The 13,063-nt window shown below is 69.4% G+C and carries 13 protein-coding genes; 11 read left to right on the top strand and 2 right to left on the bottom strand.

Going from position 1 to position 13,063, the window contains the following annotated elements; all coding sequences use genetic code 11:
- The first annotated feature begins 82 nt into the window (after positions 1 to 82).
- From purS to purM, 9 genes are all read left to right on the top strand, one after another.
- On the top strand, positions 83 to 328 hold the full coding sequence (gene purS, locus ACZ4SA_RS26990) for a phosphoribosylformylglycinamidine synthase subunit PurS (protein WP_189887244.1): 246 nt from the start codon (positions 83 to 85) through the stop codon (positions 326 to 328).
- Positions 325 to 1,005 carry a phosphoribosylformylglycinamidine synthase subunit PurQ gene (gene purQ, locus ACZ4SA_RS26985; RefSeq protein WP_468279376.1) on the top strand — a complete coding sequence of 227 codons (681 nt, stop codon included), beginning with the start codon at positions 325 to 327 and terminating at the stop codon, positions 1,003 to 1,005. Before purS ends, purQ begins: the two co-directional genes overlap by 4 nt.
- Complete coding sequence (gene purL / locus ACZ4SA_RS26980; protein WP_468279373.1) at positions 1,002 to 3,251, top strand: phosphoribosylformylglycinamidine synthase subunit PurL; 2,250 nt, start codon at positions 1,002 to 1,004, stop codon at positions 3,249 to 3,251. Before purQ ends, purL begins: the two co-directional genes overlap by 4 nt.
- Positions 3,252 to 3,343: 92 nt before the next feature.
- Entirely contained in the window at positions 3,344 to 3,868 is a 525-nt protein-coding gene (locus ACZ4SA_RS26975) for an ArsR/SmtB family transcription factor (protein ID WP_468279370.1), read from the top strand.
- A gap of 64 nt (positions 3,869 to 3,932) precedes the next feature.
- Positions 3,933 to 4,835, top strand: coding sequence for a M23 family metallopeptidase (locus tag ACZ4SA_RS26970; protein WP_468279366.1), 903 nt, complete (start codon positions 3,933 to 3,935; stop codon positions 4,833 to 4,835).
- A 9-nt stretch (positions 4,836 to 4,844) separates the two neighbouring features.
- Entirely contained in the window at positions 4,845 to 5,636 is a 792-nt protein-coding gene (locus ACZ4SA_RS26965) for a maleylpyruvate isomerase family mycothiol-dependent enzyme (RefSeq protein ID WP_468279364.1), read from the top strand.
- Positions 5,637 to 5,689: 53 nt separating this feature from the next.
- On the top strand, positions 5,690 to 6,520 hold the full coding sequence (locus ACZ4SA_RS26960; protein ID WP_468279361.1) for an META domain-containing protein: 831 nt from the start codon (positions 5,690 to 5,692) through the stop codon (positions 6,518 to 6,520).
- Positions 6,521 to 6,826: 306 nt separating this feature from the next.
- Positions 6,827 to 8,344 (top strand): amidophosphoribosyltransferase, encoded by a 1,518-nt coding sequence (purF, locus tag ACZ4SA_RS26955; protein WP_468279358.1) that lies wholly within the window; start codon positions 6,827 to 6,829, stop codon positions 8,342 to 8,344.
- Positions 8,345 to 8,377: 33 nt separating this feature from the next.
- Positions 8,378 to 9,481 carry a phosphoribosylformylglycinamidine cyclo-ligase gene (gene purM / locus ACZ4SA_RS26950; RefSeq protein WP_468279355.1) on the top strand — a complete coding sequence of 368 codons (1,104 nt, stop codon included), beginning with the start codon at positions 8,378 to 8,380 and terminating at the stop codon, positions 9,479 to 9,481.
- An 83-nt stretch (positions 9,482 to 9,564) separates the two neighbouring features.
- On the opposite strand, the gene ACZ4SA_RS26945 is transcribed toward purM, so the two are convergent.
- Both ACZ4SA_RS26945 and ACZ4SA_RS26940 read right to left on the bottom strand, forming a co-directional pair.
- Positions 9,565 to 9,819, bottom strand: a complete 255-nt coding sequence (locus ACZ4SA_RS26945; RefSeq protein WP_159690167.1) for a DUF3073 domain-containing protein — start codon at positions 9,817 to 9,819, stop codon at positions 9,565 to 9,567.
- A gap of 274 nt (positions 9,820 to 10,093) precedes the next feature.
- A complete protein-coding gene (locus ACZ4SA_RS26940; protein WP_468279352.1) occupies positions 10,094 to 11,182 on the bottom strand; it encodes a Leu/Phe/Val dehydrogenase in 1,089 nt (362 codons plus the stop codon).
- Positions 11,183 to 11,337: 155 nt separating this feature from the next.
- Between ACZ4SA_RS26940 and ACZ4SA_RS26935 the strand changes: the two genes are divergently transcribed.
- Together ACZ4SA_RS26935 and bldC are read left to right on the top strand one after the other, a co-directional pair.
- The gene (locus ACZ4SA_RS26935; RefSeq protein ID WP_468279349.1) at positions 11,338 to 12,177 is read left to right on the top strand and encodes a DUF8083 family protein; all 840 of its coding nucleotides are present in this window, start codon (positions 11,338 to 11,340) and stop codon (positions 12,175 to 12,177) included.
- A gap of 479 nt (positions 12,178 to 12,656) precedes the next feature.
- Positions 12,657 to 12,863, top strand: a complete 207-nt coding sequence (gene bldC, locus ACZ4SA_RS26930) for a developmental transcriptional regulator BldC (RefSeq protein WP_003949541.1) — start codon at positions 12,657 to 12,659, stop codon at positions 12,861 to 12,863.
- Positions 12,864 to 13,063 lie beyond the last annotated feature (200 nt).

Below are 13,063 nucleotides of genomic sequence, written 5' to 3'. Positions count from 1 at the left end.
TTGTCTTGATATCTACCCGCGTAGATTTTTGGGGCGGGTACGCTGAGGGAACCGCCCTCGCAACACACCACCGGGAGTGCCCGTGGCTCGCGTCGTAGTCGACGTCATGCTCAAGCCCGAGATCCTCGACCCCCAGGGACAGGCGGTGCAGCGTGCACTGCCTCGACTGGGATTCGCCGGGATCGCGGACGTCCGTCAGGGAAAGCGCTTCGAACTGGAGGTGGACGGGCCGGTCGACGATGCCGCCCTCGCCCGCATCCATGAGATGGCCGAAACGTTCCTCGCCAACACCGTCATCGAGGACTTCGTCGTGAAGGTGGAGTCGTGACCGCTCGTATCGGAGTCGTCACCTTCCCGGGAACCCTCGACGACCGGGACGCCCTGCGCGCCGCCCGCCTCGCCGGTGCGGAGCCCGTTCCGCTCTGGCACCGCGACAAGGACCTCAAGCAGGTCGACGCGGTCGTCCTCGCCGGAGGCTTCTCGTACGGTGACTATCTGCGCGCCGGTGCCATCTCCCGGTTCTCGCCGGTGATGGAGACGATCATCGAGCAGGCGAAGGCCGGTATGCCGGTCCTCGGGATCTGCAACGGCTTCCAGATCCTCACCGAGGCCCATCTGCTGCCGGGCGCGATGCTGCAGAACAACCATCTGCACTTCATCTGCCGCGAACAGAAGCTGCGGGTGGAGAACGCGGACACCGCCTGGACCGCCGACTACCAGGCCGGTCAGGAGATCTCCGTACCGCTGAAGAACATGGACGGCCGGTACGTCGCCGACGAGCGGGTGCTCGACGAGCTGGAGGCCGAGGGCCGGGTCGCCTTCCGCTACCTGGACGTGAATCCCAACGGCTCGCTGCGCGACATCGCCGGCATCACCAACGCCGCGGGCAACGTGGTCGGTCTCATGCCGCACCCCGAGCACGCAGTGGAGCCGCTGATCGGTACCGGCGGTACCGACGGGCTCGGTTTCTTCACCTCGATCCTGAAGAAGTTGGTCGCAGCATGAGCCTCGACACCGTCAAGCACGCGGGCGAGACCCCGGATGCCGAGCAGCCCTGGAAGGAGCTCGGCCTCAAGGAGGACGAGTACGCCCGCATCCGCGAGATCCTGGGCCGCCGTCCCACCGGCGCCGAGCTCGCGATGTACAGCGTCATGTGGTCGGAGCACTGCTCGTACAAGAGCAGCAAGGTCCACCTGAAGCAGTTCGGCGAGAAGGTCCCCGAGAACGACGCCATGCTCGTCGGCATCGGCGAGAACGCGGGCGTCGTGGACGTCGGCCAGGGCTACGCGGTGACCTTCAAGGTCGAGTCGCACAACCACCCGTCGTACATCGAGCCCTACCAGGGCGCGGCGACCGGCGTCGGCGGCATCGTCCGCGACATCCTCGCGATGGGCGCCCGACCTGTCGCGGTCGTGGACCCGCTGCGCTTCGGCGCGGCAGACCACCCCGACACCAAGCGCGTACTGCCCGGCGTCGTCGCCGGCATCGGCGGTTACGGCAACTGTCTGGGACTGCCGAACATCGGCGGCGAGGTCGTCTTCGACGCCTGCTACCAGGGCAACCCGCTGGTCAACGCCGGCTGCATCGGCGTGATGAAGCACGAGGACATCCACCTCGCGAAGGCGTCCGGCCCCGGCAACAAGGTCATCCTGTACGGCGCCCGCACCGGCGGCGACGGCATCGGCGGCGTCTCGGTCCTGGCGTCCGAGACCTTCGACGACACGAAGCCGACCAAGCGCCCCGCCGTCCAGGTCGGCGACCCGTTCCAGGAGAAGCTCCTGATCGAGTGCACCCTTGAGATCTTCAAGGAGAAGCTCGTCGCGGGCATCCAGGACCTCGGTGGCGCCGGTCTGTCCTGCGCCACCTCCGAGCTGGCGTCCGCCGGTTCCGGAGGTATGCGGGTCGAGCTGGACACCGTGCCGCTGCGCGACGCCACGCTCTCGCCGGAGGAGATCCTCATGAGCGAGTCGCAGGAGCGCATGTGCGCGATTGTCGAGCCGCAGCACGTCGACCGTTTCATGGAGATCTGCGAGAAGTGGGACGTCACCGCGACCGTCATCGGTGAGGTGACGGACGGCGACCACCTGGAGATCTTCTGGCACGGCGAGCTGATCGTGGACGTGCCGCCGGGCACCGTCGCGCACGAGGGCCCGACGTACCACCGTCCCTTCGCGCGCCCTTCGTGGCAGGACGCCCTGCAGGCCGACGACGCGAACAAGCTGGCCCGGCCGGCGAACGCCGACGAGCTGCGTGAGCAGATCCTGAAGCTGGTCGCCTCCCCGAACCAGGCATCCAAGGCGTGGATCACGGACCAGTACGACCGCTTCGTGCAGGGCAACACCGTCCTCGCCCAGCCCGAGGACGCCGGCATGGTCCGGATCGACGAGGAGTCGAACCTGGGCGTGGCCATGGCGACCGACGGCAACGGCCGGTACGCCAAACTCGACCCCTACACGGGTGCGCAGCTCGCGCTGGCGGAGGCGTACCGCAACGTCGCCGCGTCCGGTGCGAAGCCGCTCGCGATCTCGGACTGCCTGAACTTCGGCTCGCCGGAGGACCCGGACGTCATGTGGCAGTTCGCCGAGGCCACCCGTGGTCTCGCGGACGGCTGTCTGCAGCTGGGCACGCCGGTCACCGGCGGCAATGTGTCCCTCTACAACCAGACCGGTGAGATCGCGATCCACCCGACGCCGGTCGTGGCCGTGCTCGGTGTGATCGACGACGTCAACCGCCGTACGCCGATCGCGTTCGCCGAGGAGGGGCAGCTGCTCTACCTGCTCGGTGACACCCGCGAGGAGTTCGGCGGCTCGGCCTGGTCCCAGGTCGTTCACGACCACCTGGGCGGCATGCCGCCGCAGGTCGACCTCGACCGGGAGAAGCTGCTGGCCGAGATTCTGATCTCCGCCTCGCGCGACGGCATGATCGACGCGGCGCACGACCTGTCGGACGGCGGTCTGATCCAGGCGGTGACGGAGTCCTGCCTGCGCGGCGGCAAGGGCGCGCGCCTGGTCGTCCCGGACGGTCTGGACGCGTTCACGTTCCTGCTGAGCGAGTCGGCCGGCCGTGCGGTCGTCGCCGTCCCGCGCAGCGAGGAGCTCCGCTTCACCGACATGTGCGGTGCACGCGGTCTGCCGGCCGCCCGCATCGGTGTCGTCGACGGCGACGCGGTCGAGGTGCAGGGCCAGTTCGGCATCCCGCTGAGCGAGCTGCGCACGGCACATGAGGAGACCATCCCGGCTCTGCTCGTCTGATTCCGCTGCACTCGGCAAGCCCCCGTCCGACCGGGCGGGGGCTTCGCCGTTGCGCGCTTGCATGAGATTACGTAATTACGTAATCTCGTCCTATGGCACTGGAGGAGCGCATCGCCGCGCTGGAGAAGCGGATGGCGGCCCTGGAAGGCGCAGAGCCTGCCCCGACGCCCCTCGGCGAGGGTGACTTGGGCGACTTCTGGGCGCTGGAGGGACTGAAGCAGCAGCTCGCCTCGGCGGGGGAGGCTGCTGGGGACGGCGGGGTGCTGTTCACCGGAGCCGTACGGCTGCCGACCCAGGAGCGGTACGAGTGGCAGTACGGGGCGCTCACGTCGGGTCTCCTCGACGAGGAGAGCGACGACTGGTCGCGGACCGCCGAGTCGCTCGCCGCCCTCGGCCATGCCGTCCGCCTGCGCCTGCTGCGCGAGATCCTCGGCGGCCGCCGCACCGCCGCCGAGCTGGCCGAGCTCGAAGGGCTCGGCACGACCGGCCAGATCTACCACCACCTGCGCCAGCTGACCGGGGCGGGCTGGCTCCAGACCACGGGACGTGGTCGCTACGAGGTGCCCGGCGCCCGTGTCGTCCCGCTGCTCGTGGTGCTGACCGCCGCGTGCCCATGACCGTTCAAACGTGGCCATGACCGTTCCAGAGGGAACCACCGCGACCGTTCAAGGGGGATCGACCATGTCCGTCGACAAAGCACTCAGGACCGTCTACCGGCTGGGCTGGGTGACGTTCTTCGCCCTCGTCACCGTCGAGATATTCGTCGAGCTGCCCTTCGCCTGGTACTGGATCTGGGCCCCCGTGGTGCTCTCCCTCGCGACAGCCGTGCGAGCTTCCGTCCGGACCCGGCTGGCCCAGCGGCAGCATCCGCGCGAAGCCGTCGAGGTCGCGGCTCCTGTCAGGGGCCGCTGGTCGGCGCTGAACAGCCCGGCCGACCGGACCCCGAGCCATGGCACGCACGGCTACGGCCAGACGTACGCCGTCGATCTCGTCGCCGAGCCCGAGGACGGCGCGCGCCCGGGCTTCAAGGCGCTGTGGCCGGTCGTCCGCCGCAATGGGGACTTCCCGGCCTTCGGGGAGCCGCTCCTCGCGGTCGCCGACGCCACGGTCGTCCACGCGGAGGACCGGCAGCGCGACCACCTCAGCCGCAACTCCCTGCCCGCGGTGCTCTACATGCTGCTCGTCGAGGCGTCTTTCCGGGACATCGGCGGCGTCCGCAAGGTGTTCGGCAACCATGTCGTGCTCGACCTCGGCGACGGGGTGTTCGCCGTGTACGCCCACGTCAAGCGCGGCTCGCTCGCGGTCCGCGTGGGCGACCGGGTCCAGGAGGGCCGGCTGATCGCGCGCTGCGGCAACTCCGGCAACTCCTCGGAACCGCACCTCCACTTCCATCTGATGGACGGCCCGGACGCGGACACCGCGGTCGGCATCCCGTTCAGCTGGCGCGGCGTCGGCGTCCCGCGGAACGGCGAGGCGTTCACCGTCGAAAAGCCCGAGGAGCCTGGGGAGCCCGAGGAGCCTGGAGAGCCCGGGAGACCTGACAGGTCCGAGAAGCCGGTGCCGGGCGATCTCACCGCGCCGTAAGGTCTGTCCATGCCACCGGCCAGGAAGCGCCCCCGCAGCTACGACCACGCCACCACCCGCGCCGCCGTCCTCGCCCAGTTCGGTCATGTGCGGCAGGCGGTGGGCACGCTCACCGAGGAGCAGTTCGCCCTGCCGACGAGGCTCGGGGACTGGACCGTGCGGGAGCTGGCCGCCCATGTCGCCATGGTCGCCGGGCTCGTCGCGCGGTATCTGACGCAGCCGGAGCCGGACAAGCAGGACCTCGCGCTGCTCGAGTGGCCGTTCGCCACGGTCACGGCGGCCGGGCAGGTGGACGAGGACACGAGAGCCTTCGCGGAGGGCAGCGGGATCGTCGAGCTGTTCGACCGTACGGCCGCTGGTCTCGAGGAGCTGCTGCCGGCCGCCTCCGCGGAGCGGTTGGTGCCCATGCGGTTCGGGGGCATGCGGCTCGGGGACTTCCTCGTGACCCGCACCGTGGAGATGATCGTCCACACCGACGACCTGAACGACGCGACGGGGCTGGACGTCCCGTACGACCGCCGGGCGCTTGCCGCCTGCACCCGGCTGCTCGCCGACGCCCTCGCGGTCAAGGCGCCGGGGGCGTCGACGGAGGTGCGCGTGCCGCCGTTCGCCGTGGTGCAGTGCGTCGAGGGCCCCCGGCACACCCGCGGGACCCCGCCCAATGTCGTCGAGGCCGACCCGCTGACCTGGATCCGTCTCGCCACCGGCCGCACAGCGTGGCGGGACGCGCTCGCGGCGGCGAAGGTCAGCGCGAGCGGTGAGCGCGCCGATCTCGAGGCGCTGCTGCCGATCCTGGGCTGAGCCGTACGGGCCACGGGACGGAACCGACACCGCGCGCCTTCCGTCCCACCGGTATGCGCTACCAGCTGAGCATTTCTGTCACCGCACTGGCCGTCCTCGCGCTCTCTGCCTGCGGCACACAGTCCGGTGCCGGCTCCGGCGACGGAGGCGCGGGGAGCGGTTCCGTACAGCCCGACCTGCCCGTGAGCGGCGTCCACTGGTCCGTCGACAGCGTCACCGTCGACGGCGAGAAGACCGAGGCCCCGGCGGGCGCGCATGTCGAGATCGACGACAAGGGGCAGGCCGGCGGCAACTACGGGTGCAACCATTTCGGTGCCGACGTCAAGATCGAGGGCGACACGATCACCGTGAGGCCCGCCGAGATGACCGAGATGGCCTGCGAGAAAAAGGTCCAGGGCTTCGAGGACGCCCTGCGCGCGGCCTTCACCGGCAAGCTGAAGGCGAAGCTCTCCGACGGCAGGCTCACCCTGACGACGGAGAAGGGCGACTCCATCGCCCTCACCTCGGAGCGCCCCTCCCCGCTGATCGGCACCAAATGGACGGTGAACAGCCTCCTGTCCGACAAGGTCGCGACATCACTGCCCGCCGGCACGGAGAACAAGGCGCATCTGACCTTCGGCAAGGACGGCTCGGTGAGCGGCAGCCTCGGCTGCAACCGCTTCACCAGCACCGCGGAGGTCTCGGGCGACTCGATCACCCTCGGACGTCTCGCCTCCACCAAGAAGCTGTGCCAAGGCCCCGAGATGGACCTGGAGCGCGAACTGGTCAAGGTCCTCGACGAGGGGACGGTGAAGTACGAGCTGAAGCACCGCTCGCTCACCCTGACCGCGTCGAACGGCAAGGGTCTCGCGGCGGTCGCCGCGGAGCCCTCCGACAAGAAGTGAGCATGTGAACTAGCACACGCACCGCCCAGACGCGCGACCGGCCGGCAACCGAGGCACCCCCTGACGCAGCGTGATCAAGCCGATGCAGGCGGCCCGGGGCCTGAGCCCATGGCCCGGGCGGGATCCGGGCCGTCGTCCCGGAGTGTGGACGCTCCGATGGGACGATCCCGGGGCGTCCGGCGAGGTCGCGCACGCCGCGGCCCGCCTGTGGAATCGGGTCCTCGGCGCGCCCCGCACAGCCCGGAAACCCGGTTGCGCGACGTCCCCAATTCGGACCAGTGGTCGATCTCGCCTACACTCGGTGCCGTGCCACGTGGTGACGGACGACTCAACCACGACCTGCTCCCCGGTGAGAAGGGCCCCCAGGACGCTTGCGGCGTCTTCGGTGTCTGGGCTCCGGGTGAAGAGGTCGCGAAGCTCACTTACTTCGGGCTCTACGCCCTCCAGCATCGAGGCCAGGAATCCGCGGGAATCGCGGTGAGCAACGGCTCCCAGATCCTTGTCTTCAAGGACATGGGGCTGGTCTCCCAGGTCTTCGACGAAACCTCCCTCGGCTCCCTTACCGGCCATATCGCGGTCGGTCACGCCCGCTACTCGACCACCGGCGCCTCGGTGTGGGAGAACGCGCAGCCGACCTTCCGGGCGACCGCCCACGGCTCGATCGCGCTCGGCCACAACGGAAACCTGGTCAACACGGCCCAGCTCGCCGAGATGGTCGCCGCCCTCCCCAAGGAGAACGGCCGGGCCACCCAGGTCGCCGCGACCAACGACACCGACCTGATCACCGCGCTGCTCGCCGGCCAGGTCGACGACGACGGCAAGCCGCTGACCGTCGAAGACGCGGCCGCCAAGGTCCTGCCCGACGTCCGGGGTGCGTTCTCCCTCGTCTTCATGGACGAGGGAACCCTCTACGCCGCCCGTGACCCGCAGGGCATCCGCCCCTTGGTCCTCGGCCGTCTCGAGCGCGGCTGGGTCGTCGCGTCCGAGTCCGCCGCGCTCGACATCTGCGGCGCCAGCTTCGTCCGCGAGATCGAGCCGGGCGAGCTCATCGCCATCGACGAGAACGGCATCCGCACCTCCCGCTTCGCAGAAGCGAAGCCCAAGGGCTGTGTCTTCGAGTATGTCTACCTGGCCCGCCCCGACACCGACATCGCCGGCCGGAACGTGTACCTCTCCCGGGTGGAGATGGGCCGGAAACTGGCCAAGGAAGCCCCGGTCGACGCCGACCTGGTCATAGCGACGCCGGAGTCCGGCACGCCCGCCGCGATCGGTTACGCGGAGGCCAGCGGAATCCCGTACGGCTCCGGTCTGGTGAAGAACGCCTACGTCGGCCGCACCTTCATCCAGCCCTCGCAGACCATCCGCCAGCTGGGTATCCGCCTCAAGCTGAACCCGCTGAAGGAAGTCATCCGGGGCAAGCGGCTGGTCGTGGTGGACGACTCCATCGTCCGCGGCAACACCCAGCGTGCTCTGGTCAAGATGCTCCGCGAGGCCGGCGCCGCCGAGGTCCACATCCGGATCTCGTCCCCGCCGGTGAAGTGGCCCTGCTTCTTCGGCATCGACTTCGCGACCCGTGCCGAGCTCATCGCCAACGGCATGACGATCGAGGAGATCGGCACCTCCCTGGGCGCCGACTCCCTGTCGTACATCTCCATCGACGGCATGATCGAGGCGACCACCATCGCCAAGCCGAACCTGTGCCGCGCCTGCTTCGACGGCGAGTACCCGATGGAGCTGCCCGACCCCGAGCTGCTCGGCAAGCAGCTTCTGGAGACCGAGCTGGCGGGCGGCTCCGACGCCGCCGACGCGCTCCGTCGTCCGTGATCCCCCTGCAGTACGACACGAAAGTCCTCCAGCATGTCTGCTGAATCTTCCGAGCGTGCTCCGCACGCGGGCACCGGTGCCAGCTACGCGGCCGCGGGCGTCGACATCGAGGCGGGCGACCGCGCCGTCGAGCTGATGAAGGAATGGGTGAAGAAGACGCAGCGCGCTGAAGTCGCGGGCCTTGGCGGCCTCGGCGGCTTCGCCGGTCTCTTCGACGCCTCCGCCCTCAAGCGCTACGAGCGCCCGCTGCTCGCCTCCGCCACCGACGGCGTCGGCACGAAGGTCGACATCGCCCGCCAGATGGGTGTGTACGACACGATCGGCCACGACCTGGTCGCCATGGTCATGGACGACATCGTCGTCTGCGGCGCGGAGCCGCTGTTCATGACCGACTACATCTGCGTCGGCAAGGTCCACCCCGAGCGGGTGGCCGGAATCGTCAAGGGCATCGCGGAGGGCTGCGTGCTCGCCGGCACCGCTCTCGTCGGCGGCGAGACCGCAGAGCACCCCGGACTGCTGGGCCCGGACGACTTCGACGTCGCGGGCGCTGGTACCGGTGTGGTCGAGGCGGACCGTCTGCTGGGCCCGGATCGCATCCGTAAGGGTGACGTGATCATCGCGATGGCGTCGTCCGGGCTTCACTCGAACGGGTACTCGCTGGTCCGGCACGTACTGTTCGACCGGGCGAAGATGTCGCTGGAGCAGCAGGTCGACGAGCTCGGCCGGACGCTCGGCGAGGAGCTGCTCGAGCCCACCAAGATCTACTCGCTGGACTGCCTGGCGCTCACCCGGACCACCGAGGTGCACGCCTTCAGCCACATCACGGGCGGCGGCCTCGCCAACAACCTGGCGCGGGTCGTCCCGGACGCGCTGCACGCGGTCGTGGACCGTTCGACCTGGACACCGGGCGCCGTGTTCGATCTTGTCGGCAAGGCCGGCCAGGTCGAGCAGCTCGAGCTGGAGAAGACGCTCAACATGGGTGTCGGCATGATGGCCGTCGTCCCGGAGCAGTCCGTCGACGTCGCGCTGACCACGCTGGCCGACCGTGGGGTCGACGCCTGGGTGGCGGGAACGATCACGGACCGCGGCGACCTGGGCACGGGCGCCGCGCTGACCGGAACGTACGCCGACCAGTAGTGGTCCGGGAGCTGTCGGCGTCAGCTGAACAGCACAGAACCCGGTCCGGGGTCACCCCGGACCGGGTCAGTGTCAGTACAGCGTCAAGCGCCGCGGCGCTGCTGGGACGACGGGCCGGACTCTTCGTCCTCGTCCTCATCGTCGTTGTACAGATCCGCGTACTGTGCGTACGGGTCGTCTTCCTCGTCGTCGTCCTCGAACGGCTCGCCGTTCGGAGGCTGACTCGAAGTCGAAGCGCCCAGCTCGTTGGCCAGACGCGACAGGTCAGTCCCGCCGCTGTTGTACTTCAGCTGGCGGGCGACCTTTGTCTGCTTGGCCTTGGCCCGGCCGCGCCCCATGGCTCGACCCCCTCGGTGACGGGGCTCGACGGCCCCAGAGTCTTGACACGCGTTCATGATTCGGAACGGGCTCTCGGCGGAGAGACCGGTCCGTAGGGCTTCAACCGTACCTGCTTCCGCGGCCATACGGTACGCCGCCCGCATCACGCGCCACTTCACAGGGCCTGCGAGGCGCCCCATCCTCGCTGGTCAACAGCGATTTTAACCTCTTCTTGGCGGTCGACCCGCCGACCGGGGTGAGTCTTGTCTCTCCGGGGCCGGCGGGCCGGGACGGTCACGGTCGGCGACGGCGTGCCTCCGCCATGCGCTGCTCGGCGATGCGATCGGCCGCGGCGGCCGGCGGAATGCCGTCTTCCTTTGCGCGTGCGAATATCGCCAGCGTGGTGTCGAAGATCTTGGACGCCTTGGCCTTGCAGCGGTCGAAGTCGAAGCCGTGCAGTTCGTCGGCGACCTGGATCACGCCGCCGGCGTTCACCACGTAGTCGGGGGCGTAGAGGATCCCGCGGTCCGCGAGGTCCTTCTCGACGCCCGGGTGCGCGAGCTGGTTGTTGGCCGCGCCGCAGACCACCTTGGCCGTCAGCACGGGCACGGTCGCGTCGCTCAGGGCACCGCCGAGCGCACAGGGGGCGTAGATGTCCAGGCCCTCGGTGCGGATCAGGGCCGCGGTGTCGGCGACGGCGGTGACCTGCGGGTGCTTGTCGACGATCCGGCGCACGGACTCCTCGCGGACGTCCGTGACGACGACCTCGGCTCCGTCGGAGAGCAGGTGCTCGACCAGGTGATGGCCGACCTTGCCGACGCCGGCGACGCCGACCTTGCGGCCGCGCAGCGTCGGGTCGCCCCAGACGTGCTGGGCCGAGGCGCGCATGCCCTGGAAGACGCCGTAGGCGGTCAGGACGGACGAGTCGCCGGCGCCGCCGTTCTCGGGGGAGCGGCCGGTGACCCAGCGGCTCTCGCGCGCGACGACGTCCATGTCGGCGACGTAGGTGCCGACGTCGCAGGCGGTCACGTAGCGGCCGCCGAGCGAGTCCACGAACCGGCCGTATGCCCGGAGCAGCTCCTCCGACTTGATCTGCTCGGGGTCACCGATGATCACGGCCTTGCCGCCGCCGTGGTCGAGACCGGCCAGGGCGTTCTTGTACGACATGCCCCGGGAGAGGTTCAGCGCGTCGGCGACGGCCTCTTCCTCGGACGCGTACGGGTAGAAACGGGTGCCGCCGAGGGCCGGGCCCAGAGCGGTGGAGTGGATGGCGATGACGGCCTTCAGGCCACTGGCGCGGTCCTGGCACAGCACGACTTGCTCGTGGCCGCCCTGCTCCGATCGGAACAGGGTGTGCAGGACGCCGTCGGTCACATCGGTCACGGTGGTGACTCCCAAGTACGAAGCGGCGGGTGCGGGCCTTCCTGTGGGTGGGGAAGGTCCAGTTGGGCAAGAGAGTAAGTCCTACGCGTGCGTAGATCCGACCCAGTGCCGAGGATCACCCTCTCCCGGAGTACCGGCGTGGAAGGATTCGCGGCATGCCAGCGCTGTCCTCGGTTCTCGTCCCGTACGCCGCCTATCTGCGGATCTACGAGCCGCTGGCGGCGTTTCCCGAGCCCGAGCGCGGCCACTGGGCCCGCTACGCCCGCAGGGACGCCACGCCGACCGCACAGGACGAACTGCGCCGCTCCCTGGCTGACTTGCTGCCCACCCCGCCCGTCCCGGTCCGGGTCCACGAGAGCGCCGATGCCTTCGTCACCGACGTCGACGGCGTGGTGTGTGTCTGCCCGTGGCGGACCCGGCTGCGCGGCTGGCTGGCCCTGGAGGAGCTTGCGCAGCAGCTGCCGGAGCCGCTGCTGGACGCGGTGCTGCCGCCGGTCGTCCGGGAGCAGGCGGCGGCGGACTTCGAGCAGTGGCGGATCCGCAACCCCGACGCGCGTCCGTGGATCAGGACGGCAGTGTGGGGGGTGCCGGTGGGCTGGTTCACGCTCTTCGCCGACGAGGAACGCGAATACGAGGCGGCCGGCCCGGCCGCGCCCGTCCTGCGCTACCGGACACCGATGGTCCAGGCGCGCCGGAGGCTGGCCCGCGCGCTGCGGACACTGAGGGAGACGATCGACGAAGGTCCGCTGACCGAAGGTCTTGTGGACGTGGGGCGCTGGCTGGAGGAGTTCCACCCGCGCTCGCTCGTCGAGCTCGACTACGGCGGCCTCGTGCACGCGCTGCCCGGCGGGCAGCTGGCGGACGACCGGTCGGCGGCCGATGTGACGGAGGGCATCGCGGCGCTGCGGGCAGGCGACGGGGAGGCGGCGGCGGAGGCGTACGGGCGGCTGACCGAGCGGTGGCGGTCCGTCAGGGACCGCCAGTTCGCCAACTGAAGGCCGACTTCGTTGTCGGGGCAGCGCTGCGTACAGGACGTAGGTCCCGATCCGGGCACTTGCCTCAAGCGTGACGGACCGCACTAACCGCGCCCTTGCGCCCATCACCTACCCTCGTGTCAAAATAGGACAAGGAGTCCGGGGAGGGTTCCTTCCGCCCGCTTAAGGGCGGATTACTCAGCATTGCACTCTATGGGGGGTCTGACGACTCCTGATCGCTCTGTGACTGATCGTTACTGTGACGTGACTGTCCGTTATGGCATGGTCCATCGGGCTTCGGCCGCTGATGAACACCTGAGAGGGCAATTCCATCGGTTTGGCCGACGTCGCTGGACAGATGGTGTAGTTGTAGTGCCGAGGACAAGCCGTTCGTCCTATAACCGACTCGGCCCGCGTCTGCCATTTCGGGCAACGCGGGTCAAGGTGCAGAATTTAGAGGAAAGAACCGAGAAGGTTCGGTTCTCCCGAGGAGGCCGCTCATGACCGCTCGCACCCCTGATGCCGAGCCGCTGCTGACCCCGGCTGAGGTTGCCACCATGTTCCGCGTGGACCCGAAGACGGTCACTCGCTGGGCCAAGGCAGGCAAGCTCACGTCCATCCGCACGCTCGGAGGACATCGCCGGTACCGCGAGGCAGAGGTCCGCGCACTGCTTGCGGGTATTCCGCAGCAGCGCAGCGAGGCCTGAAACACCCCGTAACACCGGGCGACACCGGGGCCCCCACCTCGGACAAGCCCGCACATAGCTCCACATGACGGCGTTCTGCCCCAACAGACCCTCGTCATCGATCGCGCTGGACTCCGCCGGGTCCAGCGCGATTTTTTTTGTTTCCTGGGGGCGGGTTGGGGGAACTTGTGGTGGCCTGTGCCGGCGCTCCCGAGGGGAGT

It is taken from the genome of Streptomyces sp. NPDC027962, assembly GCF_055566095.1.
Note: the sequence above shows the minus strand (reverse complement) of the source record. Positions and strands in the feature narration are given on the sequence as shown.